This is a genomic window from Pseudomonas sp. 3296 (assembly GCF_031456615.1).
GTDB lineage: Bacteria > Pseudomonadota > Gammaproteobacteria > Pseudomonadales > Pseudomonadaceae > Aquipseudomonas > Aquipseudomonas mucoides.
The window spans coordinates 103,610-128,526 of sequence record NZ_JAVDUY010000001.1; the positions used below are offsets into that span (position 1 = coordinate 103,610).

Annotated in this window: 28 protein-coding genes; 15 read left to right on the plus strand and 13 right to left on the minus strand. The window is 61.1% G+C overall.

Annotation, left to right across the window (positions count from 1 at the left end; translation table 11 throughout):
* Nucleotides 1-99: 99 nt before the first annotated feature.
* Both J2X66_RS00545 and J2X66_RS00550 read right to left on the minus strand, forming a co-directional pair.
* A complete protein-coding gene (locus J2X66_RS00545) occupies nucleotides 100-912 on the minus strand; it encodes a class I SAM-dependent methyltransferase (protein WP_310259498.1) in 813 nt (270 codons plus the stop codon).
* Between the two features lie 36 nt (nucleotides 913-948).
* Entirely contained in the window at nucleotides 949-1,218 is a 270-nt protein-coding gene (locus tag J2X66_RS00550) for a DUF4242 domain-containing protein (RefSeq protein WP_310259501.1), read from the minus strand.
* Nucleotides 1,219-1,399: 181 nt separating this feature from the next.
* On the opposite strand from J2X66_RS00550, the gene J2X66_RS00555 reads away from it, so the two are divergent.
* Nucleotides 1,400-2,392 carry an AraC family transcriptional regulator gene (locus J2X66_RS00555; RefSeq protein ID WP_310259504.1) on the plus strand — a complete coding sequence of 331 codons (993 nt, stop codon included), beginning with the start codon at nucleotides 1,400-1,402 and terminating at the stop codon, nucleotides 2,390-2,392.
* Nucleotides 2,393-2,401: 9 nt separating this feature from the next.
* Here the strand turns inward: J2X66_RS00555 and J2X66_RS00560 are convergent, their stop codons facing one another.
* The 3 genes from J2X66_RS00560 to J2X66_RS00570 are packed head-to-tail and all read right to left on the minus strand — an operon-like array spanning nucleotide 2,402 to nucleotide 4,240.
* The gene (locus J2X66_RS00560) at nucleotides 2,402-3,613 is read right to left on the minus strand and encodes a cytochrome c biogenesis protein DipZ (protein ID WP_310259507.1); all 1,212 of its coding nucleotides are present in this window, start codon (nucleotides 3,611-3,613) and stop codon (nucleotides 2,402-2,404) included.
* Between the two features lie 60 nt (nucleotides 3,614-3,673).
* Nucleotides 3,674-3,928 (minus strand): hypothetical protein, encoded by a 255-nt coding sequence (locus J2X66_RS00565; RefSeq protein ID WP_027925243.1) that lies wholly within the window; start codon nucleotides 3,926-3,928, stop codon nucleotides 3,674-3,676.
* 48 nt (nucleotides 3,929-3,976) lie between these two features.
* Complete coding sequence (locus J2X66_RS00570; RefSeq protein ID WP_027925242.1) at nucleotides 3,977-4,240, minus strand: DUF2790 domain-containing protein; 264 nt, start codon at nucleotides 4,238-4,240, stop codon at nucleotides 3,977-3,979.
* 307 nt (nucleotides 4,241-4,547) lie between these two features.
* On the opposite strand from J2X66_RS00570, the gene J2X66_RS00575 reads away from it, so the two are divergent.
* From J2X66_RS00575 to J2X66_RS00595, 5 genes are all read left to right on the plus strand, one after another.
* Entirely contained in the window at nucleotides 4,548-5,288 is a 741-nt protein-coding gene (locus tag J2X66_RS00575) for a response regulator (protein WP_027925241.1), read from the plus strand.
* Nucleotides 5,285-6,595: an ATP-binding protein gene (locus J2X66_RS00580; RefSeq protein ID WP_310259514.1), complete on the plus strand. Its 1,311-nt coding sequence runs from the start codon at nucleotides 5,285-5,287 to the stop codon at nucleotides 6,593-6,595. The genes J2X66_RS00575 and J2X66_RS00580 overlap by 4 nt, the downstream gene beginning before the upstream one ends.
* Before the next feature lie 94 nt (nucleotides 6,596-6,689).
* On the plus strand, nucleotides 6,690-7,322 hold the full coding sequence (locus J2X66_RS00585) for a CDP-alcohol phosphatidyltransferase family protein (protein WP_310259517.1): 633 nt from the start codon (nucleotides 6,690-6,692) through the stop codon (nucleotides 7,320-7,322).
* Complete coding sequence (locus J2X66_RS00590; protein WP_310259519.1) at nucleotides 7,309-7,908, plus strand: lysophospholipid acyltransferase family protein; 600 nt, start codon at nucleotides 7,309-7,311, stop codon at nucleotides 7,906-7,908. The genes J2X66_RS00585 and J2X66_RS00590 overlap by 14 nt, the downstream gene beginning before the upstream one ends.
* Nucleotides 7,905-8,849, plus strand: a complete 945-nt coding sequence (locus tag J2X66_RS00595) for a phosphatidate cytidylyltransferase (protein ID WP_027925237.1) — start codon at nucleotides 7,905-7,907, stop codon at nucleotides 8,847-8,849. The genes J2X66_RS00590 and J2X66_RS00595 overlap by 4 nt, the downstream gene beginning before the upstream one ends.
* A gap of 42 nt (nucleotides 8,850-8,891) precedes the next feature.
* On the opposite strand, the gene J2X66_RS00600 is transcribed toward J2X66_RS00595, so the two are convergent.
* From J2X66_RS00600 to J2X66_RS00610, 3 genes are all read right to left on the minus strand, one after another.
* A complete protein-coding gene (locus tag J2X66_RS00600) occupies nucleotides 8,892-9,647 on the minus strand; it encodes a putative DNA-binding domain-containing protein (protein ID WP_310259523.1) in 756 nt (251 codons plus the stop codon).
* Nucleotides 9,640-10,479: a DUF692 domain-containing protein gene (locus tag J2X66_RS00605; RefSeq protein ID WP_310259526.1), complete on the minus strand. Its 840-nt coding sequence runs from the start codon at nucleotides 10,477-10,479 to the stop codon at nucleotides 9,640-9,642. The genes J2X66_RS00600 and J2X66_RS00605 overlap by 8 nt, the downstream gene beginning before the upstream one ends.
* A gap of 144 nt (nucleotides 10,480-10,623) precedes the next feature.
* Nucleotides 10,624-11,946: an acetamidase/formamidase family protein gene (locus J2X66_RS00610; protein ID WP_310259527.1), complete on the minus strand. Its 1,323-nt coding sequence runs from the start codon at nucleotides 11,944-11,946 to the stop codon at nucleotides 10,624-10,626.
* 345 nt (nucleotides 11,947-12,291) lie between these two features.
* On the opposite strand from J2X66_RS00610, the gene J2X66_RS00615 reads away from it, so the two are divergent.
* On the plus strand, nucleotides 12,292-13,338 hold the full coding sequence (locus J2X66_RS00615) for a class I SAM-dependent methyltransferase (protein WP_310259530.1): 1,047 nt from the start codon (nucleotides 12,292-12,294) through the stop codon (nucleotides 13,336-13,338).
* A gap of 88 nt (nucleotides 13,339-13,426) precedes the next feature.
* Entirely contained in the window at nucleotides 13,427-14,269 is an 843-nt protein-coding gene (locus J2X66_RS00620) for an NAD-dependent protein deacetylase (RefSeq protein WP_310259532.1), read from the plus strand.
* Between the two features lie 52 nt (nucleotides 14,270-14,321).
* On the opposite strand, the gene J2X66_RS00625 is transcribed toward J2X66_RS00620, so the two are convergent.
* Nucleotides 14,322-15,221, minus strand: a complete 900-nt coding sequence (locus tag J2X66_RS00625) for a LysR substrate-binding domain-containing protein (protein WP_310259535.1) — start codon at nucleotides 15,219-15,221, stop codon at nucleotides 14,322-14,324.
* Between the two features lie 150 nt (nucleotides 15,222-15,371).
* Here J2X66_RS00625 and J2X66_RS00630 point away from each other — a divergent pair, with 150 nt between their 5' ends.
* From J2X66_RS00630 to J2X66_RS00640, 3 genes are read left to right on the plus strand one after another with little or no spacing between them, the layout of a single operon-like run.
* Nucleotides 15,372-16,070: a CoA transferase subunit A gene (locus J2X66_RS00630; protein WP_310259538.1), complete on the plus strand. Its 699-nt coding sequence runs from the start codon at nucleotides 15,372-15,374 to the stop codon at nucleotides 16,068-16,070.
* Between the two features lie 36 nt (nucleotides 16,071-16,106).
* Nucleotides 16,107-16,772: a CoA transferase subunit B gene (locus tag J2X66_RS00635; RefSeq protein ID WP_310259541.1), complete on the plus strand. Its 666-nt coding sequence runs from the start codon at nucleotides 16,107-16,109 to the stop codon at nucleotides 16,770-16,772.
* Nucleotides 16,773-16,783: 11 nt separating this feature from the next.
* On the plus strand, nucleotides 16,784-17,965 hold the full coding sequence (locus tag J2X66_RS00640; RefSeq protein WP_310259544.1) for an acetyl-CoA C-acetyltransferase: 1,182 nt from the start codon (nucleotides 16,784-16,786) through the stop codon (nucleotides 17,963-17,965).
* Between the two features lie 102 nt (nucleotides 17,966-18,067).
* On the opposite strand, the gene J2X66_RS00645 is transcribed toward J2X66_RS00640, so the two are convergent.
* Nucleotides 18,068-18,670: an NAD(P)-binding domain-containing protein gene (locus J2X66_RS00645; RefSeq protein ID WP_310259546.1), complete on the minus strand. Its 603-nt coding sequence runs from the start codon at nucleotides 18,668-18,670 to the stop codon at nucleotides 18,068-18,070.
* Between the two features lie 114 nt (nucleotides 18,671-18,784).
* On the opposite strand from J2X66_RS00645, the gene J2X66_RS00650 reads away from it, so the two are divergent.
* Nucleotides 18,785-19,678 (plus strand): LysR family transcriptional regulator, encoded by an 894-nt coding sequence (locus tag J2X66_RS00650; protein WP_310259550.1) that lies wholly within the window; start codon nucleotides 18,785-18,787, stop codon nucleotides 19,676-19,678.
* A gap of 21 nt (nucleotides 19,679-19,699) precedes the next feature.
* Here J2X66_RS00650 and J2X66_RS00655 read toward each other — a convergent pair whose 3' ends face one another.
* The 3 genes from J2X66_RS00655 to J2X66_RS00665 all read right to left on the minus strand — a co-directional run bounded on the left by J2X66_RS00655 (nucleotide 19,700) and on the right by J2X66_RS00665 (nucleotide 22,165).
* Entirely contained in the window at nucleotides 19,700-21,019 is a 1,320-nt protein-coding gene (locus tag J2X66_RS00655; protein ID WP_310259553.1) for an Nramp family divalent metal transporter, read from the minus strand.
* A gap of 77 nt (nucleotides 21,020-21,096) precedes the next feature.
* Nucleotides 21,097-21,621: a DUF3833 domain-containing protein gene (locus J2X66_RS00660; protein WP_310259556.1), complete on the minus strand. Its 525-nt coding sequence runs from the start codon at nucleotides 21,619-21,621 to the stop codon at nucleotides 21,097-21,099.
* Between the two features lie 10 nt (nucleotides 21,622-21,631).
* Entirely contained in the window at nucleotides 21,632-22,165 is a 534-nt protein-coding gene (locus tag J2X66_RS00665) for a chalcone isomerase family protein (protein ID WP_310259559.1), read from the minus strand.
* 163 nt (nucleotides 22,166-22,328) lie between these two features.
* On the opposite strand from J2X66_RS00665, the gene J2X66_RS00670 reads away from it, so the two are divergent.
* The 3 genes from J2X66_RS00670 to J2X66_RS00680 all read left to right on the plus strand — a co-directional run bounded on the left by J2X66_RS00670 (nucleotide 22,329) and on the right by J2X66_RS00680 (nucleotide 24,858).
* Nucleotides 22,329-23,123 (plus strand): hypothetical protein, encoded by a 795-nt coding sequence (locus tag J2X66_RS00670; RefSeq protein ID WP_310259562.1) that lies wholly within the window; start codon nucleotides 22,329-22,331, stop codon nucleotides 23,121-23,123.
* A gap of 57 nt (nucleotides 23,124-23,180) precedes the next feature.
* A complete protein-coding gene (locus tag J2X66_RS00675) occupies nucleotides 23,181-24,104 on the plus strand; it encodes a DMT family transporter (RefSeq protein ID WP_310259564.1) in 924 nt (307 codons plus the stop codon).
* Nucleotides 24,105-24,186: 82 nt separating this feature from the next.
* On the plus strand, nucleotides 24,187-24,858 hold the full coding sequence (locus J2X66_RS00680; protein WP_310259567.1) for a glutathione S-transferase N-terminal domain-containing protein: 672 nt from the start codon (nucleotides 24,187-24,189) through the stop codon (nucleotides 24,856-24,858).
* Nucleotides 24,859-24,917 lie beyond the last annotated feature (59 nt).

Sequence of the window (24,917 nt, forward strand, 5' to 3'; positions counted from 1 at the left end):
AGTGAGTCTGCTCGCGAAAGCAGTCTGTCAGCCACATCAATGTTGACTGTACCGCCGCCATCGCGAGCAGGCTCACTCCTACTTTTCATCTAAGCCAAATCAGCGTTTTGTGATGACTACTTCCAGGTATTCACTGGGCACCACCAGCGATTTTTCTCCCGCCCTGTTCATCCGGTTGATCAGTTCGGTCAGGTCACTCTCAAATGCCTTGGCACCTTCAGGAGGCAGCGCCGCGAAGGCCTTGTGGAGCGGGCCGTACCAGTTGCGAAAGACGTCGATGAAATGCGCCGCCGAGCGATAACGGAAGTTGAAGGTCCGTCGCGTCACCTGGACCAGGAAATTGCGCTCATCGAAGTGCGAGTGCAGCCAGGCTTCGGAGCCCCAGTTTGAGGGCGGTTGCGCGCCCGCTGGTGGCGGCAAATGGCGGCCCAGGGTCTTGAACATCTGGCCGACGAAACCTTCCGGCGTCCAGTTGGCCAAGCCGATTCGCCCGCCTGGGCGACAGACTCGCGCCAGCTCGGTGGCGGCTTTGGACTGGTCGGGCGTGAACATCACGCCGAAAGTCGACAACACGGCATCGAAGCTGGCGTCCTCGAATGGCAACGCTTCGGCGTCGGCTACCTGAAAGGTCACTTCCAGGCGTTCTGCCCGGGCCCGGTCCTCTCCACGTTCCAGCAAGGCGCCCACATAGTCAGTCGAGGTGACGTGACAACCTCGACGTGCCGCGGCGAGTGTCGCGTTGCCGTTGCCGGCGGCGACGTCCAGCACCCGCTCGTCACAGAGCAGGTCGCAGGCTTCGGCCAGCTGCTCGCCGACAATCTGCAACGTGGTGCCGATGATGGCGTAGTCGCCGCTGGCCCAGGAGGCCATCTGGCGGTTTTTCAGGGCAGTGAGATCAATCGGTGTACTCATGAAGTCTGCTCCGTACGGATGGCAACCGACCGCGGCCTATTCCGCCGTGGTGGGATCGATAATGGTTGCCACTTGGGAAATACGATTGGCCGGGAAACCACTGCGGGTGGCGTGTTCCTTGATGAGTGCTTCGCTGGGTGAGATGTACACGCAGTAGAGCTTGTCACCGGTGACGTAACTCTGAAGCCACTGCAACTCAGGCAATTCACGCAACACGTTGCAAGACTTTAGCGCGGCAGCTTTCAAATCCCGTTCTGACAGTGTTCCTGCGCCGGGGATCTCGCGTTCTATGACGAACTTAGGCATGGCAACCTCTCATTCTTGTTATTGATGACAGGGTCGTTAGTGGCCCTGTGAGTCAACTATCACCCCGGCGCACGCTCGCGTCCTGCCCGATCGTCGGCCAACCTTGTCCGATCGTCCGGAGGTTGGCCACCTTGCAGCGACAGGCTCACAATCAATGCGATCCATACACCGGAAAACCTCCATGGACGCTCTGTCCCAAACCTTGCGGGTCGTACGCCTGGTCGGCGCGATTTTCATCAATGCCCGGTTCACCGCGCCCTGGTGCTACCAGTCGCCCAGCGCCGACACGGCGGCGCCATTTCTGGAGCCCGGTGCCGAACGCGTGGTGATCTTCCACCTGATCACCGAGGGCGAGTGTTACGTCGAACTCGGGGATGATCCTCCGTTGCTGCTGACGGCTGGCGATGTGGTGGTGTTCCCGCAAGGTGATGCCCATCGCATGAGTTCCAAACCGGGACTTCCTCCAGCCAAAGGTGCGCGACTGGACGTGGTGCTGGCGCGCCGTCCCCGGCAATTGAGTTATGGCGGAGGCGGTGCGGTGACGCGCTTGGTGTGCGGTTATCTGGCGTGCGATACGCGACTGGCCGGCATGTTGCTGACCGGGCTGCCGGCGGTGGTCCGGGTCAACGTGCGTGGCTCGAACGCCGGCATGTGGCTGGAGTCTTCCGTTCGTTATGCCCTGGCGGAAGCCCGCTCGCCGAGGCCCGGTGGCGAAGGTGTGCTGGCGAAACTGGCCGAGGTGCTGTTCATCGAAGTGCTGCGCCTGCACATGAACGAACAGGGCGAAGGACGGACCGGTTGGCTGGCCGGGGTCGGTGACCGGATTGTCGGTGCCGCGTTGAACGCACTGCACAACAAACCCTGTCACGCCTGGACGCTGGATGAGCTGGCGCGTACGGCCGGTGCCTCACGATCGGTGTTGGCCGAGCGCTTTCAGCAGTTGGTGGGGAGTTCGCCAATGCAGTACCTGACGCAATGGCGGATGTTGCTGGCGGCCAACCTGTTGCGCAGCAGTAACAGCTCATTGATGCGCATTGCCGAAGAAGTGGGTTACCAGACCGATACCGCGTTCAGCCGGGCCTTCCGTCGTGAGTTCGGCGCACCACCGGCCGCGTGGCGGCGCAGTCAGGGAAAAAAACCAATGGCCCACGGCGCGGAGCCTGTGAGCCATTGATTTGATCGCTTACGCCGCCGGGGCTTTCGCCTCTTCCAACAGTTGCTGGATCATCCTCTCCTGCGTCTCGTAGCTGCCTTCGCCGAAGTGGGTGTAACGCACCTGGCCCTTGGCATCGATCAGGTAGTGAGCGGGCCAGTACTGGTTATCGAAGTTGCGCCAGATCGCGTAGTTGTTGTCGATGGCCACCGGGTAGGTGATGCCGAGCTTCTTCACCTGATCCTTGACGTTGTCGATGATGCGCTCGAAACCGTACTCCGGGGTGTGTACACCGATCACCACCAGGCCGTCCTTCTCGTATTTCTTCGCCCAGTCCTTCACATACGGCAGCGTGTGCTGGCAGTTGATGCAGTCGAAGGTCCAGAAATCCACCAGCACCACTTTGCCTTTCAGCGATTCGTGGGTCAGGGCCGGCGAGTTGATCCATTCGACGGCGCCGTTCAGCGACGGCATGGCGCCTTGGGCGTTATCCATCGACGAGTCCGCTTTGACCTTGCTGACGAAGTAGTCGACGACTTTCGGCACGGTTTCCAGCACGCCTTGTTCGAGGCTGCTGACGCCTTCGGACGAGGTGCCGGCGAGCAGGGTTTTGTCAGCGCCGGTGGAACTCACAGCCGCAGCCGCCAGCACCGCAACACCAGCCCCCTTGCGCAGCCAACCGGTGACCGGGATCGACGCTTTCAAGCGATTGACCAGGCCGCGACCGGCGAAGATCAAAGTCCCCAGGGACAGCGCGCTGCCCAGGCCGTACGCCAGCAGCAACAGACTGGTCTGCGCATTGGCGCCTTGCAGCATGGCGCCGGTGAGGATCACACCGAGGATCGGCCCGGCGCACGGTGCCCACAGCAGGCCGGTGGCCACACCGATCATCACCGAACTCAACGGGCCGGACATTTTGCGGGTGTCGGGGTCAAGGCGATTGCCCAGTGCCACGAACGGACGGGCCATCCAGTCACCGATCCGGGCCGATATCAGCGACAGGGCAAACAGCACCATCACGAACAGGGCGACATGGCGACCGGTGTTGTTGGCTTGCACCACCCACTCACTGCTGACCACAGCCAGGCTGGAGATCAGGGCGAACGTCAGGACCATGCCGCCGAGGGTCAGCAGGATGGAGGAACGGCTACGTTTGACCCCGGCGAACAGGAACGGAACGACCGGCAGAATGCAGGGACTGAGCACGGTCAATACGCCGCCCAGGAAAGCGATGAGAAACATAGGATCACCTTGAAATAATGAAGGGCGACACAACACACATCCCTGTAGGAGCGGGGGTTTTCAGGCAGTCTGGTTATCCAGTTGCTGACCCTGCGGAGTCCGGCTGCCGCCGTTCTCTGCAACCATCTGCCCCTGCGGCGTACGGCTAAAACCATCCTCGGCCAGAAAGGCGTTGGAATCCTTGTGCGCCACCGGCGTCAGCTGGAAGCAGGTGGCGCTGCCACAACTGTTCTGTTCAACAGCAGCATTGGCATGGGCGGCGGCGCCGGCGATGGAGAAGGCAATGGCGGTCAGGTAGCGGCTTACGTTGTTCATGGTGTTCTTCCTGTTTCAAAGGGGATGGGCACTGGGTGAGCGCAGCAATCAGTTGTCCGAGTTGCAGTTGTCAGCCACTTTGCGGTAGTCCAGAACCTGGGTTTTGTTCTGCGAATCCAGGTAAGTCAGCTGTGCATCCACCACGCCGCAGACCGGGGTCGCATCCTGCTTCAGCGACACGACCTTCTTGATGTCCAGATGGGTGCCGTAGGTGTAGGTTTTGGCTGTAACGTCTGCTTCGGCACGGGCCGACAAGGTGCAGATGTTCAGGGCAGCAAACAGGCAAGCGGCGTAGATGGCTTTAGTGTTCATGGCGGTTTCCTCAAGGCTTCAATGGGTCGGTCGTTCAATTGAGCCGAGGCGGTGTGGTTTGCCTCGATGGAACCTATTAGAAGCCCGCGAGGTATCTGGTCTGTGTCGAGAACAGACGCGTATAAATCGGTACGTATCAAAGCCGCCCCCTGATACACAGCGATACAAAACCCCTGAAAAACCGTGTTTTTGCGTCTGCGTGTATCCGCCGCCAAGCCAGATACACTGCAATACAAAGGGTGGCGGGCAAGCGGGCCAAGGCTCGATAGACTGCGCGACATCCCCCATTTACAGAGGCAAGGCCCCCATGGAACACGTCGATCACATTCTCATCGTCGACGATGACCGCGAGATCCGGGAACTGGTAGGCAACTACCTGAAGAAGAACGGCCTGCGCACCACAGTCGTCGCCGACGGCCGCCAAATGCGTGCCTTTCTTGAAACCACGCCGGTGGACCTGATCGTGCTCGACATCATGATGCCCGGCGACGACGGCCTGATGCTCTGCCGCGAATTGCGCGCCGGTAAACACAAGGCCACGCCCGTGTTGATGCTCACCGCGCGCAACGACGAAACCGACCGCATCATCGGCCTGGAAATGGGCGCCGATGATTACCTGGTCAAACCATTTGCCGCCCGCGAATTGCTCGCCCGCATCAACGCTGTGCTGCGCCGCACGCGCATGTTGCCGCCAAACCTGGTGGTGACCGAAAGCGGCCGGCTGCTGGCCTTCGGTCGCTGGCGCCTGGACACTTCCGCCCGGCACCTGCTGGACGAGGACGGCACCATGGTGGCGCTCAGTGGCGCCGAATACCGACTGCTGCGGGTCTTCCTCGATCACCCGCAACGGGTGCTCAATCGCGATCAATTGCTGAACCTGACCCAGGGCCGCGACGCTGACCTGTTCGACCGTTCCATCGACTTGCTGGTCAGCCGCTTGCGCCAGCGCTTGCTGGACGACGCCCGCGAACCGGCCTACATCAAAACCGTGCGCAGCGAGGGCTATGTGTTTTCGCTGGCAGTGGAAGTCATCGGTGCGCCCTCATGAACCTGGCAATTCTCTGGCCCCGTACCCTCGCTTCGCGGCTGTCGCTGATCTTCCTGATCGGCTTGATCCTCGCCCAGGCGCTGTCCTTCGGCGCGCAGTATTACGAGCGTTACGAAACCGCGAAAACCACCATGCTCGGCAACCTGGAGACCGACGTCTCGACCTCCATCGCCATCCTCGACCGCTTGCCGGCCACCGAACGGGCGAGCTGGCTGCAGCAACTGGAACGGCGCAACTACCGCTATTTGCTGGATGAAGGTTCGCCGGGCACCGCCATGCGCGACACGCCGATTGCTGTGACCTCAATCAAGGACGCCATCGGCAAGGACTACCCGATGACCGTGACCGACATCCCCGGCCCGATCAAACATTTCCAGGTCCACCTGAAACTGGCCGATGGCAGCCCGGTGACCATCGACGTACGACCGGCGATGGTGCCGCTGTCGCCGTGGCTGCCGTTTGTGTTGCTCGGTCAATTGGCGCTGCTGATCGCCTGCACCTGGCTGGCCGTGCGCATCGCCATCCGTCCGCTGACCCGCCTGGCCCAAGCCGTGGAAACCCTCGACCCCAATACCCACGCCGTGCACCTGGACGAACAAGGCCCGACCGAAGTCGCCCACGCGGCCAAGGCGTTCAATGCCATGCAGGCACGCATCGCCGCGTACCTCAAGGAACGTATGCAACTGCTGGCGGCGATTTCCCACGACCTGCAAACCCCGATCACCCGCATGAAACTGCGCGCCGAATTCATGGACGACTCGGTCGAAAAAGACAAACTGTGGAACGACCTCGGCGAGATGGAACACCTGGTGCGCGAAGGCGTGGCCTACGCGCGCAGCATTCACGGCTCGACCGAAGAAAGTCGGCGCACCGACATGGACTCATTCCTCGACAGCCTGGTGTTCGACTATCAGGACATGGGCAAAGACGTGCAACTGGGCGGCAAAAGTGAAGCCGTCATCGATACTCGCCCCCATGCATTGCGCCGGGTGTTGGTGAACCTCACCGACAATGCCCTGAAGTTCGCGGGTGCGGCCGAACTCAAGGTAGAAAGCAAAAACGGCAGCCTGTCGGTGAAAGTCATGGACCGCGGGCCGGGCATTGCCGAGGAAGAGCTGGCACAGGTGATGGAACCGTTTTACCGGGTGGAAAATTCACGCAACCGCAGCACCGGCGGCACCGGGCTTGGGCTGGCGATTGCCCAGCAACTGGCGTTGGCCATCGGTGGATCGCTGGTATTGAGTAATCGTGAGGGTGGGGGATTGTGTGCGGAGCTGAAGTTGCCGATTCGACCTGTCAGTCAGTAAACAGGCGCAGGGACACAGGAAAGCCTCTATATTGTGGGGCGCTGCCGGGCGATTTGCCCCTGCGGCGCATCATCATGAATAGGGATATCGGTAAATGGATGACAACAGAAGGCCCATCAAGACACGTTCGGCGGGCTGGGCAAAACGCATCACCGACCGGTTGGTGAAACGCGACATTTCCCCCAATCAGATCTCCGTCGCCAGCATGGCTTTTGCGCTCGCCGGGGCAGCGGCTCTGAATATCGATAACGGCCTCATCGGCTCGATCCTCTGCGTCCTCGGCATTCAGTTGCGCCTGCTGTGCAACCTGTTCGACGGCATGGTGGCCATCGAGGGCGGCAAGAAGTCCGACATCGGAAGCCTCTACAACGAATTCCCCGACCGCATTGCCGACAGCCTGCTGATCATCGGCCTCGGCTATGCCATCGGGCACGGCGACCTCGGATGGTTTGCCGCATTGGCCGCGGCGCTCACGGCGTATGTTCGCGTGTTTGGCGGTTCGCTGGGCCTCAAGCAGACCTTCATCGGCCCCATGGCCAAGCAGCATCGAATGGCCGTGATGACTGCCGGGCTGCTGCTGAATGCGTTCGAAGCCACGATGTATGGCACGCACTACGCACTGTTGATCGCGCTGGTGATCATCGCCGCCGGATCCGCCGCGACCTGTGTCACGCGAACCCTGGCCATCTCGCGTCAGCTCAAGGGGAATCTCCATGTGGATCAGTAATGCGCTGATTTCAGTGCTGCGTTTCCTGATCGGTGTCACCGCCCGCTGGGAAAGCCCGCCGGACCTGACCCGCCAGCGCATCTATTTTGCCAATCACACCAGCCACATGGACACGCTGGCCATTATCGCCGCCCTGCCCCCCGAAGCCCGGGTCAATGTGAAACCGGTGGCCGCCGCCGACTACTGGGGCAAAAACCGCTTTCTGCGCTACATCTCGCAGAAAGGCCTGAATGCCGTGCTGATCGACCGCAACCCGACACCGGGGACCAATGTGCTGGAGCCGATTTTCGATGTGGTGCGCGCCGGCCATTCGATCATCATCTTTCCGGAAGGCACGCGCTCCAACCAGGCCTTGCCCGGGGAATTCAAATCCGGTCTGTACCGATTGGCCGAGGCGTTCCCGGAAGTTGATCTGGTGCCCATCTACCTGGAAAACTTGCACCGCTCCATGCCCAAGGGCAAACACGTGCCGCTGCCGATCATCTGCACTATCCGCATCGGCGACCCGATGCCACGGTTCGTCGATGAGGAAAAACAGGTGTTTCTGCAACGGGCGCGTGACGCCATCGTGAGGTTGTCGGCATGACGCTCGAACAAAAGTTTTTGTGGTTCTTTGGCGCCATCGCCTGCCTGCTGGCGGTGGCTTCGATTATTGGTCGCGTGCTGGCTAAACGGGCGAAAACCGAGGGCTCGATCTCGACCATCGAAAACCTCAATCAGCGCGTGAATGCCTGGTGGGGGATGGTGATCATCTTCTTCGTCTCCTACCTGCTGGGCGGGAATGCGACGGTTATTCTATTCGGCTTCATTTCGCTGTTCGCCCTCAGGGAATTCATCACCCTGACGCCCACCCGCCCCGGCGACCATAACGCGCTGTTCTCGGCGTTTTTCATCCTGATCCCGCTGCAGTACGTGTTGATCGGCACGCACTGGTATTCGCTGTTCACCCTGTTGATTCCGGTGTACGCCTTCCTGCTGCTGCCGGCGATTGCGGTGCTGAGCCAGGACACCGACAGCTTTCTGGAGCGCGCGGCCAAGATTCAATGGGGGGTGATGATTTGCATCTACTGCATCAGCCACGCCCCGGCCCTGTTGCTGCTGGACCTGCAAGGGTTCACCGGGCAGAACGCGTTGTTGCTCTTCTATCTGGTCTTTGTCGTTCAGTTGAGTGACGTGTTGCAGTACGTGTTCGGCAAGCTCTTTGGCAAACACAAAGTCGCGCCGTTGGTGAGCCCGTCGAAAACCGTTGAAGGTTTGGTGGGTGGCGGCTTGTCGGCCACGCTGATCGGCGGGTGCATGTTCTGGATGACGCCGTTCAATTTCTGGCAGTCGTTGCTGATGTCGCTGGTGATTGTGGTGATGGGGTTTCTCGGTGGGCTGGTCATGTCAGCGATCAAACGCAGCCTGAGCGCCAAGGATTGGGGAACCATGATCAAAGGGCATGGCGGCATGCTCGACCGGATGGATTCAATCTGCTTCGCGGCACCGATCTTCTTTCACCTGACGCGGTACTTTTTCTCCGTGTAAGCCGCACCGCCAATGATCGTTCCCACGCTCCGCGGGGAACGATCATGCCACCCCCAAAACTCCTTCCCCATGCATCTGGCGCAACAACGCCGCGCCACTGTCCATGAATTCCGCCGACCCGCGCGCACCCGCCTCGACCGCCAGCTCTTCCAGCTGCGCCTGTCCATTCAGGTCGGGAAACGCCTCGATCCGCTGCAACAGCCGCCACGCCAACGGGCTCAGTTCGGAAAACTTCACACTCCAGTCTTCCGCCCGGCGCACCAGTAACAACGTCGGCTGAGCAGGTGCTGCCTCGGGTTGAAAATCCGGCCCCACCCCCTGCACCGGCCAGGCATACGCCAGCGGCCACGCCAGTGGCGAAACCTGTAACGGTCGCTCCAGGATCAACGCCGCATCGCTCGGCGCCAACGGCTCGGCATCGGACTGCTGCAGCGCCATCTCGACCCATTCGTAATGCGCCAACTCGACCATGAACGGCGGCCAGGTGCCCTTGCTCAATGCCTGCGGATCAGCCGCGAGAAAGCCGATAAATTCCTGGGCGATCTCGCCGAATTTCGGCGTCTGTGCACGGTGGTCCCGCAGGAAAATTCGCACCAGCGTGCGCCACTGCTCATCACCGATTATCTTGATCAGCACCGGGAACGTCCCGCTGAGCAACGTCGACAGGTTGGCGAAAATCAGGTCGCGATACACCTGTGCCCGCGCGGCATTCATTTCACCGGGCGGCGCGCAGTGCTCGGGATCGCGCAGGTAGCGGCCCAGGGTGGTTTGCTGTTCCAACAGGCTGGGCTTATCCACGGTTCACCCCCTCGGTTTGCAAGCGGCGAATGGTCTGCAATTCGGCCACCAGTTCAGAAAACGCCGGGAAGTTGAAATCCCGCTCCAGCAGCGTCGGTTGCGCGCCGAACCGGGCATACGCTTGCGCCAGCAACGACCAGACCACCGGTTTCACCGGGGCGCCGTGGGTGTCGATTTTCAAGGTGTCGGATTCGTCGAAATGCCCGGCCACGTGCATGCCCGCCACCCGGCCTGAATCGACATTGGCCAAAAAGGTCAGCGGATCGAAACCGTGGTTGATCGAATTGACATACACGTTGTTGACGTCGAGCAGCAGGTCGCAATCGGCCTCGCGCAACACCGCGTTGGTGAAAGTCACCTCATCCATGTCCTGCTGCGGCGCGGCGTAATAGGAAACGTTTTCCACCGCCAGGCGTCGGCCGAGAATGTCCTGGGCCTGACGGATACGCGCCGCCACGTGGTGCACCGCTTCTTCGGTAAAGGGCAGCGGCAGCAAGTCGTAGAGGTGACCGTCATCACTGCAATAACTCAAATGCTCGCTGTACAGCGGCACCTGGTGCTGGTCGAGGAACACCCGGACTTCCTGCAAAAAAACGACATCCAGCGGCGCTGGACCGCCGAGGGACAGCGACAAGCCGTGACAGGACAACGGAAAACGCTCGGCCAGGGCGCGCAGTGCATGGCCATGGGCGCCGCCGATGCCGATCCAGTTTTCCGGGGCGACTTCCAGAAAGTCGAAATCACCGGTACGGGCGGCCAAAAGGTCTTTCAATAAACCGCGACGCAGGCCGAGCCCGACGCTGGCCTGGGTGGGTGTGGAAGAGGTCTGCATGGTGTCGATCTCAATGATTGCCAAAACGGAATCACAGTTAATCGAAGCGCTGTATCGGGGCTGTGTTCGGTTGCGGCAGAAAATCTGGGTGGATGTATCAGCAGCGGGTCTGTACACACTTTGGTACAGACCCGTGAGTGGGCGTTATGCCAGGTCGTATTTCTCGCGCACCAGGTGACCGATGCCGATCCGGTCCAGCACGGTCATCGGGCACAGGAAGGTCACGCGCACGGTGCCGGGCAAGCGGCTGATGTCAATGGAGCCGGTAATGGTCGCGCGGTTAAGCACTTCGTCATACGCAAGGCCGGTGACCGACGCCGCGCGTTTCAGGCCGTTTTCCACGGCGACGTTGAGGTTTTCACCGCTGCCGATAAAGGTGATCGGGCCGCTCTGCTCGATCTCGTGTTGCCCCCAGCGCTCGCCCAGTTCGCGGACTTTCTGCCGTTGTTCGGCAGTCATCGGCCGGGCCATGGGCGGCAAGTCGTCAAGGTTTTGCAGGAGGATCGGGCCTTCCAGCGTCAGGTGCTTGATCACGTCCACCTGCACTTCGGTTTCCCCGGAGCAATCGGTGGCATGCCCGGCGATCTCGCCGTTGCCCTGCTGGGCATGCATGTCACCCATGTACACGCCGGCGCCCGGTACTTTCACCGGACAGATCAGCACGCAGCCTTCGCGGATCGAGTTGGTGTCCATGTGGCCGTCGGTTTTTGCGGCGTGCAGTTCTTCACGGGTCATGCCAAAACGGTGCGGAGCATTGATAAGGTATTGGCCGAAATCGGCGCAGTTGTGCGAGTCCGGCAAGTCACGGGACGGCGTGGTGCCGATGTTGCCGAGGAATGGGCGCATGTGCGCGGCGACGCCGGGGATGTCGGCGCGGGCCAGCGACAGGATCGAGTGCTGGGCGGCGAATTCCGGCAGTGCCGACATCTCGGACGCATTGCCCGCCAGTCGGTTGGCAACGTCCTGATTGACGGTCAGGCTGATCTGATTTTGCGCATCGAACACAATCACGTAGCCGTGGCTGAAGCGAAACGCGCTGACTTCGGCGCCGCAGTTATTGCAACGAATGGAGTTTTCGCCGATGCCTTCGACGTGGCTGGCCGGGTGGTCGGTGCCGCACTTGGAGCAGAATTTGGAGACGAATGGATCACCGTTGTAGCGCCCCTCGACAAAACTCATGACCCCGGACGACGTCGCCAAGGAGGTCACGCGCATGCTTTTGATCTTGATCGCCACCGCATCGCCGACTTCGGCACCGGCGATAGCCACTGGTTGCGTGACTTCGTGACCACCTTCGAAGGCCGGCGTGATCATCGGCCCCCAGCAGCCCGGTGGCGTGCCGGTGATCAGCGTGCCACCGTCGGCCAGCGGCCCGAGCATGGGCTGGCTTGGGCCGATGATGCCTTGGGTGTAATGGTCGACGCGCAGGCGATTGACGGGGTTGGTTTCAGACAGGAGCGTAGTCATCAGGGGGTTCCCTTCACGGAGTGAGAGAGAACAGTTCATCTCAGCTTTGTATCCGGGCTGTGTTCAGCAATGGCCGGGAATGAAGTGGAATGTATCGGGACAGCGGTCAGATACAGTGCGATACACAGCCCCCCCCTGTGGAAACCCGGATCCCTTATGGGAGCGGTGTCAGGGTGGGGAATGGGGCTTTCGTCGCTCCAGGACGTAGCACCCGGGCCACGAACTAAACTTAATTCACCCAGGACGTGCATCGGCGTCCTGTTCATTCCCACGACCACCGCCCAGAGGCGAATGCCTCGATCAATGCAGCCTCTGGACCGTGATCCTGCCAAAGGAGCACACGTGATGGACGAGGCCAGACTCAATGATTTCATGGGCAAACTGGTGAACGACATGGGCGGCGCGGCGATGCTCGCCAACGTCATCCTCGGCGAGGAACTCGGCCTGTACCGGGCCATGGCCGACAGTCAGCCGATCAGCCCTGAAACACTCGCCGATAAAACCGGCTGCAACCCCCGCCTGGTGCGTGAATGGCTCAGCGCCCACGCGGCTTCCGGTTACATGGAACACCGCGACGGCCAGTTCCGCTTGCCCGAAGAACAAGCCCTGGCCCTGGCCATCGAGGACTCACCTGTCTATATCGCCGGCGGCATCGGCGTGGTTGCGTCGTTTTTCCATGACAAGGACAAACTGGTCAACGCCATGCGCGGCGACGGCGCCCTGCCCTGGGGTGATCACCATCCGTGCATGTTCAGCGGCACCGAACGGTTTTTCCGCCCCGGCTACAAAGCGCACCTGATTGCCGAGTGGTTGCCGGCCCTTGAGGGCGTGGTGGCCAAACTGGAGGCTGGCGCGAAAGTCGCGGACATCGGCTGCGGGCATGGTGCGTCGACGGTGATCATGGCCCAGGCGTTCCCAAGCTCGCGGTTCGTCGGTTTCGACTACCACGCCCCTTCCGTCACCGTCGCCACCCAACGTGCCGAAGAAGGTGGCGTGGCCGGCCGGGCGCGGTTCTTTCAGGGCACCGCCAAGAGCTATCCTGGCGGCGACTATGACCTGATTTGCTACTTCGACTGCCTGCACGACATGGGCGACCCGGTGGGTGCGGCCAAACATGCCTATGAGTCGCTGAAACCGGACGGCACGGTGCTGTTGGTTGAGCCTTTCGCCAATGATTCGCTCGACGACAACATTAACCCGGTGGGCCGACTGTTCTACGCCGCCTCGACGTTCATTTGCACGCCGAACTCGCTGTCCCAGGAAGTCGGTCTCGGGCTCGGCGCCCAGGCCGGCGAAGCGCGGTTGCGCAAGGTGTTCACCGAGGCAGGGTTCAAGACATTCCGGCGCGCCACTGAAACACCGTTCAACCTGATTCTGGAAGCGCGTAAATAAACCTCAATCTTCACCCGGACAGCCGCGCTGTCCGGGTGATCGGTCTGCTACGCTGCACACTCTCAAGGCCCTTCCCGGAGTGTTGAACATGCTCGACAGCCTCCTGCGCGAACAACTCGAGCAGCTTCGGCAACTCATGGCTGAACAGCCGTTCGTGGTGCTGACCGGTGCCGGCATCAGTACCCCGTCAGGCATTCCGGACTACCGCGATAACCAGGGCGTGCGTCGCGGCCGGCAACCGATGATGTATCAGGAATTTCTCTCCGCCCCGCAATCGCGTCGACGTTATTGGGCACGGGCCATGCTCGGCTGGCCGCGTGTGCGTCTGGCGCAGCCGAATGTGGCGCACGAGGCGTTGGCCAATTTGCAAAGCAAGCAACAGATCAGCGGCCTGATCACCCAGAACGTCGACACCCTGCACGATCAGGCCGGCAGTCACGATGTGATCGAACTGCACGGCAGCCTGCACCGGGTGCTGTGCCTGGATTGCGGACTACACAGCGAGCGGGACGTCATTCAGCGATTGATGGAAGCGCACAATCCTTACCTGGCCGGGGTCGATGCGGTACAGGCGCCGGATGGCGACACCTTGCTGGATGCGGCATTCGAAGCGCGGTTTCAAGTGCCACAGTGCCCGCATTGCAAAGGCGAGCGGATGAAACCGGACGTGGTGTTTTTTGGCGAAAACGTGGCACAGGTGACGGCGGCCAAAGCGATGGCAGCGGTGGAAAAGGCGGCGGGGTTGCTGGTGGTGGGGTCTTCATTGATGGCGTACTCCGCGTTTCGGCTGTGCCGGGCGGTAGCGGATCAAGGGAAGCCGTTGATTGCGATGAATCTGGGCAAGACACGGGCGGATGACCTGCTGGATTTGAAGATTGAAGGCTCGTGCGAACAGCTTTTACCCCTGCTGGCCCAGCGCCTGAACACTTAACAACTGAAGAAGCTCGCTCCCTTTAGATTTGTGTTGGCTATCCAGCCGGTGATCAGTGCGTGGAGATGGGTTGGCCGAGTTCTTCCTTGAGGATATCGAACAACGCCTGCGCCGCCGCCGACAGCTCACCGCCAGGCTGGGTCAACACGCCGATGGCCCGCTCCACCACCGGATCGCGCAGGGGGATGCACTTCGCACCGAGCTCTTGCATCTGCCCCGCGCACAGCGCCGGCACCGCGCTCACGCCCAACCCGCTGGCAACCATCCGTCCCACCGTGGCCAACTGATGGCTTTCAAACTCCACTGGCAGTTTCATCCCCCGCGCCTGTAAGTGTTCCTCCAGCATCACCCGCACCGTCGACGGTCGCTGCAAGGTGATGAACGGCTCCTTGAGCAGCGTTTGCCAGTCGATATCATCATGCTCAACCAGCGGCGAATCCTTGGGCACAATCGCCACGAAACGGTCCATGTACAGCGGAGTAAACGCCAAAGACGAACTCTGCGTCGGCTCGAACGCCACGCCCAGCTCGACCTGGCGGTCGCGGACCATTTCCAGCACTTGCTCGTTGATCACGTCATTCACCGTGACGTTGACCTTGGGATAACGCGCGCGGAAGGTCTTGAGGATCGGCGGCAGCAGGTTGCCGGCAAACGACGGCATCGCGGCCAGGGTCACGCGGCCGCGCTGGAGGGTGAAGCGCTGGCGCAGTTCGTCCTCGGCATTGTCCCAATCGGCGATCAACCGGCGGGCCAGCGGCACCAGCGATTCGCCCTCGGCGGTCAGCGCCACGTTGCGCGTGTTGCGGGTGAACAAGCGCCCACCCAGGCCCTCCTCCAGCGCCTTGATCGTCAGGCTCAACGCCGATTGCGACAGGTGCAAGCGCTCGCAAGCCACGGCAAAACTCAGGCTCTGGGCCACTGCCAGGAAGGCGCGGATCTGCTTGACTGTCATGGCCGGTGGCTCCAACGTAATACGGATGATCGATTGGTGAGTTTTATCTATCAATCCACCTTAAAAATCAACTTAACAAATGAATACAACAGCGAGACACTCCCTCCCATTCGGCTAGCCAGCCGCCCACAAAGAATAAAAGAGGTGCATATGGCAGGTTTCGACAAGCGCGTGAGTTCCTACGAGGAAGCTCTGGCAGGTCTGGAAGACGGCATGACCGTGATCGCTGGCGGCTTCGGCCTGTGCGGGATCCCGGAAAACCTGATCAACGAGATCAAACGCAAAGGCACCCGCGACCTTACCGTGGTATCCAACAATTGCGGCGTCGACGGTTTCGGCCTCGGTGTGCTGCTGACCGACCGCCAGATCCGCAAAGTAGTGGCCTCCTACGTCGGCGAAAACAAGCTGTTCGAAGAGCAACTGCTCAAGGGCGAAATCGAAGTCGTCCTGACCCCCCAAGGCACCCTCGCTGAAAAAATGCGCGCAGGCGGCGCCGGCATCCCGGCATTCTTCACAGCCACCGGCGTTGGCACCCCGGTTGCCGACGGCAAGGAAGTCCGTGAATTCCATGGCCGCAAGTACCTGATGGAAGAGTCCATCACCGGTGACTTCGCCATTGTCAAAGGCTGGAAAGCCGACCATTTCGGTAACGTGATCTACCGCCACACCGCCCAGAACTTCAACCCGCTGGCCGCCACCGCCGGCAAGATCACCGTGGTCGAAGTCGAAGAAATCGTCGAACCCGGCGAGCTGGACCCGGCGCAGATCCACACCCCTGGCATCTACGTCGACCGGATCATCTGCGGCACGTTCGAGAAGCGCATCGAACAGCGCACCATCCGTAAGTGATCCCCTGCCCCCGGACCGAATGAAGGAATAACAACAATGGCACTTTCCCGCGAACAAATGGCTCAACGCGTCGCCCGCGAAATGCAGGACGGCTTCTACGTCAACCTGGGCATCGGCATTCCGACCCTGGTCGCCAACTACATCCCTGAAGGCATGGAAGTCATGCTGCAGTCGGAAAACGGCCTGCTGGGCATGGGGCCTTTTCCTACTGAAGAAACCATTGATGCCGACATGATCAACGCCGGCAAACAAACCGTGACCGCACGCACCGGCGCGTCGATCTTTTCCTCGGCCGAGTCGTTCGCGATGATCCGCGGTGGCCATGTCGATCTGACCGTGCTGGGCGCCTTCGAAGTCGACGTGCAAGGCAACATCGCCTCGTGGATGATTCCCGGCAAACTGGTCAAGGGCATGGGCGGCGCCATGGACCTGGTGGCGGGCGCAGACAACATCATCGTCATCATGACCCACGCCTCCAAGGACGGTGAGTCCAAGCTGCTGGACCACTGCAGCTTGCCGCTGACCGGCGCCGGTTGCATCAAGCGCGTATTGACTGACCTTGCCTACCTGGAAATCGAAAATGGCGCATTTGTCCTCAAGGAACGCGCACCTGGCGTCAGCGTCGAGGAAATCATCGCCAAAACTGCGGGTAAACTGATCGTCCCGGACCACGTTCCGGAAATGCAGTTCGCTGACCAGTGAGGAATCCTTCCATGCAAGACGTCGTCATTGTTGCCGCCACGCGTACCGCGATCGGCAGTTTCCAGGGCTCCCTGGCCAATGTTTCTGCCGTAGATCTGGGTGCTGCGGTCATCCGCCAGCTGCTGGCGCAAACCGGCCTGAACCCGACTGAAGTCGATGAAGTGATCATGGGCCAGGTCCTGACCGCCGGCGCCGGGCAAAACCCTGCGCGCCAGTCCGCGATCAAGGCCGGCCTGCCGTTCACCGTGCCGGCCATGACCCTGAACAAGGTCTGCGGTTCGGGCCTCAAAGCCCTGCACCTGGCCACCCAGGCCATTCGCTGTGGCGATGCCGACGTGATCATTGCCGGCGGCCAGGAAAACATGAGCCTGTCCAACTATGTGATGCCGGGTGCTCGCACCGGTCTGCGCATGGGTCACGCGCAAATCGTCGACACCATGATCAGCGACGGTCTGTGGGATGCGTTCAACGATTACCACATGGGCATCACCGCCGAGAACCTCGCCGAGAAATACAGTCTGACCCGCGAGCAACAGGACGCCTTCGCCGCCGCCTCCCAGCAAAAAGCCACGGCCGCCATCGAAGCCGGGCGTTTTGTCGATGAGATCACGCCGATCCTGATTCCTCAGCGCAAGGGCGATCCGCTGTCCTTCGCCACGGATGAACAGCCGCGCGCCGGCACCACCGCTGAAGCGTTGGGCAAGCTGAAACCGGCGTTCAAAAAGGACGGTTCGGTGACCGCCGGCAATGCTTCGTCATTGAACGACGGCGCCGCTGCCGTGATCCTGATGAGCGCCGACAAAGCCAAGGCCCTCGGCCTGCCAGTGTTGGCGACAATCGCCGCTTACGCCAACGCCGGCGTAGACCCGGCGATCATGGGCATCGGCCCGGTGTCGGCCACGCGTCGTTGCCTGAGCAAGGCCGGTTGGTCCATCGACCAACTCGACCTGATCGAAGCCAACGAAGCCTTCGCCGCGCAATCGCTGGCGGTGGCCAAGGACCTGGAATGGGACTTGAACAAGGTCAACGTCAACGGCGGTGCTATCGCTCTGGGTCACCCGATCGGTGCATCGGGCTGCCGTGTGCTGGTGACCTTGCTGCATGAAATGATCAAGCGCGACGCCAAGAAAGGCCTCGCCACCCTGTGCATCGGCGGTGGTCAGGGCGTGGCATTGGCGATCGAACGAGCGTAAAGCGTTCATCAGACTGCACGGGGACCCACGAAGATCCGCTGCAGCCTGGCAACACCCCCGACGCGATTCACATCGCGTCGGTTCTACCGCCTACCTTGCGTGTCAGGCAAATTTCACCAGATTCAAGGTCGGCAGCGGGCCGCCTGGAAACTGCGTCAATCGTGCGCCAACGCTCAATTCCCCCAGATCAATCCCGAAGAATCCCAACTGATCAATCAGCGCGGCCACTTGGGCTTTTGCCTGGGTGTCATCTCCCGAGAAAAACAGGGCTCTACGACCGCCCTCCGCCGCCGGATCGCGCTCAAGCAGACGCGCCTGAAGGTGATTGAACGCCTTGACTACCCGCGCACCGGGCACCCATTCAGCGAACACTTCGCTGGACATCCGCCCGTTCAGATCAACGGCCTTGAACGACGGCGCTTCAATCGAGTTGTTCGCATCAATGACAATCCGACCGCCGAAATCCGGCAGACCGCCCAACGCCGCCGGCAACTTCGACCAATTCACCGCGACCAGCACAATCGGCTGCGCGGCCGCTTCTTCACGGGTACCGGCACGCGCCGTCGGCCCGAGTTCTTCTACCAGCGAAGCCAGGGTTTCCGGGCCGCGACTGTTGGCGATGACCAATTTAATGCCTTGACGCGACAGGGCTCTGGCAAAGGCTGCGCCGATGGCACCGGCGCCGATGATTCCGATAGTGCTCATGAATATTCACTCCGAGGGGGGTTGTCGTTGGGGTGAATACTGCGCTTGCCATTAGCGCTTGATTAGCCGGTAATGCCTTGAATGATTTTCAAGCATCACTAGCAGGTGTCACTCATGGAAACCCTCGCCAACCTTGAATCCTTTGTGCGCAGCGCCGAAACCGGCAGCTTTTCCGCGGCGGCACGGTTACTGGCGCTGACGCCGGCCGCGGTCAGTCGTAACGTGGCGATGCTTGAGCGAAACATCGGTGTGCGGCTGTTCCAGCGCTCGACCCGCAAGCTGTCGCTGACCGAAGCCGGCGAGGGATTTCTGGCAAACATTGGCGGCAATCTGGAGGCGTTGCAGGCGGCGATCAATGCAGTGAGCAGCGACCGGGGCGAACCGGCCGGCGTGCTCAAAGTCAGCCTCGCACCGACGTTTGGTATCGGCCATGTGCTGCCATTGCTGCCGGCCTTCCTTGAGCGTTATCCATTGATCAAACCGGAATGGCACTTCGAAAACCGTCCCGTGGATTTGATTGCCGAAGGCTACGACGCGGCCATCGGCGGCGGCTTTGAACTGACACCTGGTGTGGTCTCGCGCACGCTGGCAGCAGCGGATGTGGTGGCGGTGGCGTCCCCCGTTTACATGGCGGGACGAGCGTTGCCGGACGATCCTACGCAGTTGTCCCGATTCAACGGCATCGTGATGCGCGGTAGCCGCACCGGGCGAATTCGGCAGTGGGTCATGCAGGATTGCGCAGGTCATGAAGTGCCGGTCAGTCTGAACGAAACCATTGTGCTCAATGACCCGGCGGCCATGCGTGAAGCGGCGCTGCTCGGTTTGGGTGTGACGTTGCTGGTGTTGCCGGACGTCAGCGGCCACCTCCAGCGTGGCGAACTGGTGCGCTTGCTACCCGACTGGCACGCGGACGCGGGACCGATTTCGCTGTACTACCCGAGCCGGACATTGATGCCGGCCAAGACCCGGGTGTTCATTGATTTTGTGGTTGAAGCATTTCGAAAGTAGAGCGCGATGAGGCCAGCCCAATCACCCCAGAAACTGCAGAATCAACCAGCTATTCGCCCCGCTGATCACCACAAACAACCCCCACGCCAGCACCCGAGTTGGCCAGCGATTCACAAACGTTCCCATCAAACGGCGATCGTTGGTCATGCGAATCAACGGGTACAACGCAAACGGCAACTGCAAACTCAACACCACCTGACTCAACACCAGCAACTTGCCAACCGCACTGTCGCCCATCAGCCAGACCCCGATGAACGCCGGAATCAGCGCCAGCCCACGGGTGATCAAGCGCCGTTGCCAGCACGGAATCCGCAGGTTCAGGAAACCCTCCATGATCACCTGCCCGGCGATGGTCCCGGTGAAAGTCGAACTCTGCCCCGACGCCAGCAGTGCCACGCCGAACAACACGCTGGCCAACGCCCCGCCCACCAGCGGGTCCAGCAAGTGATAGGCGTCCTGGATGTCCACCACATCGGTATGCCCGGTCTTGTGGAACGCGGCTGCCGCGAGGATCAGGATCGCCGCGTTCACCAGCAGCGCCAACGCCAGCGAGCCGATGGTGTCGATGCGCGCCAGGTTCACCGCGTCCTGCTTGCTGGCCAGGTCCTTGCCGATCAGTCGGGTCTGCACGATCGAGGTGTGCAGGTACAGGTTATGCGGCATCACCGTGGCCCCGAGAATGCCGATGGCCAGGTACAGCGGCGCGGCATCGCCAATCGCCGAGAGTGACGGCGTGAAGCCTCGCGCCACGTCTGGCCAGTAAGGTTTGATCAGCAGCAACTCGACGAAGAAACACACGCCGATGGTGCTCACCAGCACCAGCATGATTGCTTCCAGACGACGGAAACCGCGGTTTTGCAGGGCCAGCACCAGCAGCGTGTCGAACGCCGTCAGGGCAATGCCAAACGTCAGCGAGCACCCGAGTAATAGATGAAACGCCAACGCACAGCCAAGCACTTCGGCAAGGTCGGTGGCGATGATCGAGATTTCCGCCAGCACCCACTGCGTGCGTGCCGTGCGCGGGCTGTAGCGCTCGCGGGACAATTGCGCCAGATCGCGCCCGGTAGCGATGCCCAGGCGCGAACACAAACACTGCACCACCATCCCCGCCAAGCTCGCCAGCAGCACCACAAACAACAGGCTGTAGCCAAAGCGCGAGCCGGACTCGATGGCGGTCGCCCAGTTGCCCGGGTCCATGTAGCCGATGGATACCAGCAAGCCAGGACCCGCAAAACGCAGCATTCGTTTGAAGAATGAGGCGTGAGGATCAACGGCCACGCTGCCCGCCACTTCCGGCGGGCAAAACGGCGCAGTGGCAACTTTGGGCAAACTGAATTTCACACAAACATCCGTCGACAGGTCAAAAAGCGCAGCTTAGAGGTTTCAGGCCATGCGCCCAAGGGGCAAATACCCGGGTATCAGGCGCCGTGGCGGCGGAAGAACAAGGTCACCTGGCCCAACTCAACACCGAACTTGGTCATGGCTGAGCGATTGGCCATGGTGTTTTCGTCCAGCAAGTACATCCAGTCGTCGAAATGCACTTGGTAGACCTTGTCGTCCACCGGCAGGCTGAGTTCATAGCGCCAATGCAACGCGTTGCCGGCGACCTCACCGTGGGACTCGCCGACCACATCGCCGGCCGTACCGCGCCAACGGCCAGGGCCGTCTGGGTACAACGTCCAGACTCGGGTCTGCCTGGTGCCATCGCTGTAGGTAAAGGCTTCATGCATGATCAGGTTCTGGCCGTCCATTCGGCTGTTGATCAGCACATGAAAGCGCTTGATCACCTCGCCCGAGCGCTTCTGGAACATTCCCCAGCCATCCACTTGCCCGACGAAGAACCCGGGTAGATCGAGCTTGGGGTTCTGCTCGCTGTAGCGCTGCACATCGACGCCGCAACCGGCCAGGCAGACGCAAAACACCAGCAGCAGATTCTTCAGCATGTCATGCACCTCAAGGTTTGGCGCTGCCCAGCAACTGCTGGCGCAACTCGGGATTACGTGTACGTGGGTCGAGCCAGATATCGAAAAAGGCCCGGGCGAATTGCGGGTCCTTCACTTCGTGTTGCGGCTGCTGGCCGACAAAGAACCACGCGCCCTGCCCAGGCAAATAAACGCCGGTAATGCGGGTGCCGGCCTTTACATCGACAAACGACTGTTGCATCTGCACCTTCCAGCGCTCGAGTTGCTCAGTGCTGACCGAGGCGCCGGACAACCGCTTGATTTCATCGACACTGGCCTGTACCAGATCATCTCGGGAAATGCTGCGCTGATAGATCAGTTCCAGGGCAAACGGCTGGTCCGGCGACAAGGGCCGGCCCGCACTCCAGAGCCGAGCGTTGTAAACATCGAACCCGAACACCCGAAACTCGCCGGTGCCGATAATCTGCGCACCGGGCAATGCCTCCTGCCAATTGGCCAAGGCCTGGGTGCATGACAATCCCAGGAACAACACACCGTGATACAAGCACAACCGGAGTCTGTTCATCGCGTTTTTTTACCTTGGACACCTGCTAAAAACTTATACGCAAAGCATAGTTTTGTACAACTATTTGAGCCTAAAGCTTTGTATACAAAATCTCCTCATTCTTAGAGCAATTCAGCTTGCTCGATGCTAACGTTGCCGTCTCTCTCAGGAAGGAGACGTGTGCGTGCTGATGCTCAAACTGCTGGTGATTCCAGGATTTTTGTTGCTGATTTCTCTCGCCGGTAAACGCTGGGGGCCAAGCGTGGCCGGTTGGCTGTCCGGGCTGCCGGTGGTGGTCGGGCCGATTCTGTTCTTCCTCGCCATCGAGCAAGGCGAAGTGTTTGCCGCCCGGTCGGCGACGGCCGCGTTGTCGGCGATGTTCGCGATGATTGCCTTCTGTGTGACCTACGCCCAGGTTGCCCAGCGCGCCAATTGGCCGTTGGCGCTGCTGGTGTCACTGTCCGTCTGGGCCTTGGCGGCCGTCATCCTGTCGCTGATCCCGCCGTCCCTGGTGTTTTCGGTCATCGCCGCGGCGACAGCGCTGCTCGCTGCGCCTTACCTGTTCCCCAAGGTACAGCCGCTGGTGTCCGGCCCGGCGCCGAAGTCCGATAAATTGCTGCTGCGCATGATGGCCGGCGCCCTGCTCACCCTCGCGGTTACGTTGCTGGCGAGCACCGTCGGCGAACGCTGGAGCGGTTTGCTCGCGGTGTTCCCGGTATTGGGCAGCGTGATGGCGGTGTTTTCCCAGCAAACCCGGGGCCCGGCGTTTACCGCCGCACTCCTTCGAGCAACAGCGACCGGCATGTATTCGTTCGCGGCGTTTTGTCTGGTGTTGGCGTTGGCATTGCCGCACATGGGGCTGAGCGCGTTTGCCCTCGGCGTCGCGGTTTCAGTGGCGATGCTCGGGGTCACCCGGCAATTGTTGGCACGCCCGGTCAAGCCGACGACCGCGCCTGGACGATCCGCGATCAACCGCTAAGCTCCTTTACAGCTGCGGGCCAGGATGTCGCCCGATCACCGTGCTGAAGGACCAGACATGAATCACGCCACGCTCCAGGTGCGCACTGCCCGTTCAGCCACCGCCATCGGCGTTATTGCCATATTCCTCTGGTCCTGCCTCGCGTTGCTGACCACCCTCACCCAAGGCATTCCGGCCTTTGAGCTGATGACGCTCGGTTTCGGCGTGGCCTTCGCAGCGAGCGTGGTCATTCTGGGGCGACGCGGCATCGCCGGCTTCAGCAGCTGGCGACAACCCTGGGCCGTTTGGGCGACCGGGTTCAGCGGAATCTTCGTCTATCACGCGCTGTATTTTTTCGCACTCAAAGCCGCCCCGGCCGCCGAGGCCAGCCTGATCAACTACCTCTGGCCACTGTTGCTGGTGTTGTTGTCGGCGTTCTCGGCCGGAGAAAAGCTGCGCAAGCGTCAGATGCTCGGCGCGCTGCTGGGGCTTGCGGGCACGGCGTTCATCATGCAGCAACACACACCGACGGCGGGTGCAGCCATGCCGGTGGCCGGGTATCTCGCGGCGTTTGGCTGTGCGCTGATCTGGGCCGTTTATTCAGTGTTCAATCGACGCTTCAGCACAGTGCCCAGCAACACCATCGGCGGTGTCTGCGGCCTGGTGGCCATCGGCGGGCTGATCTGCCATCTGCTGTTTGAAACCACGGTCTGGCCGGATGCCGGTCAATGGGCCGCGATCCTCTGCCTTGGCCTGGGACCGGTGGGCCTGGCGTTTTTGGCCTGGGACCACGCCACCAAGCACGGCAGTCTGGCGACGTTGGGGGCGCTGTCCTACCTGGCGCCGCTGATTTCCACGCTGCTGTTGATCACCGTGGGCGACAGCCAGGCCGGTCCGATCCTGATCGTGCCCGCGCTGTTGATCATCGGTGGCGCGGTGGTTGCCACCACCCGATCCTCCGAGAAAGCTGTCGCAACACGTTCGATAACGTCGAACGAGTAAAGCAACAACCTCGTACGTCAATCGAACAGGTTTCCCTCAACATCAGCCTCAGTTCACAACCCACCCGACTGAGGCCTGCACCATGAAATTCTTTTTCCACCCTTCGCCGAATCCGATGAAAGTTGCCCTGCTGCTTGAAGAGCTGCAAACGCCTTACGAGTTGATCGGCGTCGACACCTTCAAGGGCGAGCAACACCTGCCAGCCTTTTTGGCGATCAACCCGAACGCCAAGGTTCCAGCACTCGTTGACGGTGATGCCACGGTATTTGACTCCCAGGCGATCCTGCTGCACCTGGCGCAAAAACATCAGCGTTTCCTGCCGACCAACGCTGCCGGCAATGCCGAACTGCTGTCGTGGCTGATGTTCATCGCCACCGGCCTGTCGCCGTTCTCGGGGCAAGCCGTGCATTTCCTGCACCACGCGCCGGAAGACCTGGCCTATGCGAAAAACCGTTACCTGAAAGAAGTGGAACGTCACTACCGCGTACTCGACCAGCGCCTGGCCGATCATCAATACCTCGCCGGCGATACCTACAGCATCGCCGACATGGCGCTCTGGGGCTGGGCCAACTACGCGCCGTACATCCTCGGCGAAAACGGCCTGGCGGCGTACCCGAACGTCAAGCGCCTGTTCGATGAAATCAGTGCCCGCCCGGCCGCTCAGCGTGCCCACGGTTTGAAAGAGAAACTGGTGCTCAAGGCCGAGTTCGACGAAGAAACCCGTCGCAACCTGTTCCCGCAGAACCAGGCCTGACGTTCCAGATAGCAGTTATCCGTCGCGCCGCTGGGTGTAAACCGTTGCCGCGCTGGAAT

Bases quoted from the DNA above. Each gene is read 5' to 3' on its own strand.
- J2X66_RS00645 (WP_310259546.1), bottom strand. From the start codon at position 18,670: ATGAGCACTATCGGAATCATCGGCGCCGGTGCCATCGGCGCAGCCTTT.
- J2X66_RS00570 (WP_027925242.1), bottom strand. From the start codon at position 4,240: ATGAACACTAAAGCCATCTACGCCGCTTGCCTGTTTGCTGCCCTGAAC.
- J2X66_RS00550 (WP_310259501.1), bottom strand. From the start codon at position 1,218: ATGCCTAAGTTCGTCATAGAACGCGAGATCCCCGGCGCAGGAACACTG.
- J2X66_RS00545 (WP_310259498.1), bottom strand. From the start codon at position 912: ATGAGTACACCGATTGATCTCACTGCCCTGAAAAACCGCCAGATGGCC.
- J2X66_RS00565 (WP_027925243.1), bottom strand. From the start codon at position 3,928: ATGAACAACGTAAGCCGCTACCTGACCGCCATTGCCTTCTCCATCGCC.
- J2X66_RS00680 (WP_310259567.1), top strand. From the start codon at position 24,187: ATGAAATTCTTTTTCCACCCTTCGCCGAATCCGATGAAAGTTGCCCTG.
- J2X66_RS00630 (WP_310259538.1), top strand. From the start codon at position 15,372: ATGGCAGGTTTCGACAAGCGCGTGAGTTCCTACGAGGAAGCTCTGGCA.
- J2X66_RS00560 (WP_310259507.1), bottom strand. From the start codon at position 3,613: ATGTTTCTCATCGCTTTCCTGGGCGGCGTATTGACCGTGCTCAGTCCC.
- J2X66_RS00665 (WP_310259559.1), bottom strand. From the start codon at position 22,165: ATGAACAGACTCCGGTTGTGCTTGTATCACGGTGTGTTGTTCCTGGGA.
- J2X66_RS00610 (WP_310259527.1), bottom strand. From the start codon at position 11,946: ATGACTACGCTCCTGTCTGAAACCAACCCCGTCAATCGCCTGCGCGTC.
- J2X66_RS00605 (WP_310259526.1), bottom strand. From the start codon at position 10,479: ATGCAGACCTCTTCCACACCCACCCAGGCCAGCGTCGGGCTCGGCCTG.
- J2X66_RS00635 (WP_310259541.1), top strand. From the start codon at position 16,107: ATGGCACTTTCCCGCGAACAAATGGCTCAACGCGTCGCCCGCGAAATG.
- J2X66_RS00620 (WP_310259532.1), top strand. From the start codon at position 13,427: ATGCTCGACAGCCTCCTGCGCGAACAACTCGAGCAGCTTCGGCAACTC.
- J2X66_RS00625 (WP_310259535.1), bottom strand. From the start codon at position 15,221: ATGACAGTCAAGCAGATCCGCGCCTTCCTGGCAGTGGCCCAGAGCCTG.
- J2X66_RS00615 (WP_310259530.1), top strand. From the start codon at position 12,292: ATGGACGAGGCCAGACTCAATGATTTCATGGGCAAACTGGTGAACGAC.
- J2X66_RS00660 (WP_310259556.1), bottom strand. From the start codon at position 21,621: ATGCTGAAGAATCTGCTGCTGGTGTTTTGCGTCTGCCTGGCCGGTTGC.
- J2X66_RS00585 (WP_310259517.1), top strand. From the start codon at position 6,690: ATGGATGACAACAGAAGGCCCATCAAGACACGTTCGGCGGGCTGGGCA.
- J2X66_RS00575 (WP_027925241.1), top strand. From the start codon at position 4,548: ATGGAACACGTCGATCACATTCTCATCGTCGACGATGACCGCGAGATC.
- J2X66_RS00590 (WP_310259519.1), top strand. From the start codon at position 7,309: ATGTGGATCAGTAATGCGCTGATTTCAGTGCTGCGTTTCCTGATCGGT.
- J2X66_RS00650 (WP_310259550.1), top strand. From the start codon at position 18,785: ATGGAAACCCTCGCCAACCTTGAATCCTTTGTGCGCAGCGCCGAAACC.
- J2X66_RS00555 (WP_310259504.1), top strand. From the start codon at position 1,400: ATGGACGCTCTGTCCCAAACCTTGCGGGTCGTACGCCTGGTCGGCGCG.
- J2X66_RS00595 (WP_027925237.1), top strand. From the start codon at position 7,905: ATGACGCTCGAACAAAAGTTTTTGTGGTTCTTTGGCGCCATCGCCTGC.
- J2X66_RS00675 (WP_310259564.1), top strand. From the start codon at position 23,181: ATGAATCACGCCACGCTCCAGGTGCGCACTGCCCGTTCAGCCACCGCC.
- J2X66_RS00580 (WP_310259514.1), top strand. From the start codon at position 5,285: ATGAACCTGGCAATTCTCTGGCCCCGTACCCTCGCTTCGCGGCTGTCG.
- J2X66_RS00640 (WP_310259544.1), top strand. From the start codon at position 16,784: ATGCAAGACGTCGTCATTGTTGCCGCCACGCGTACCGCGATCGGCAGT.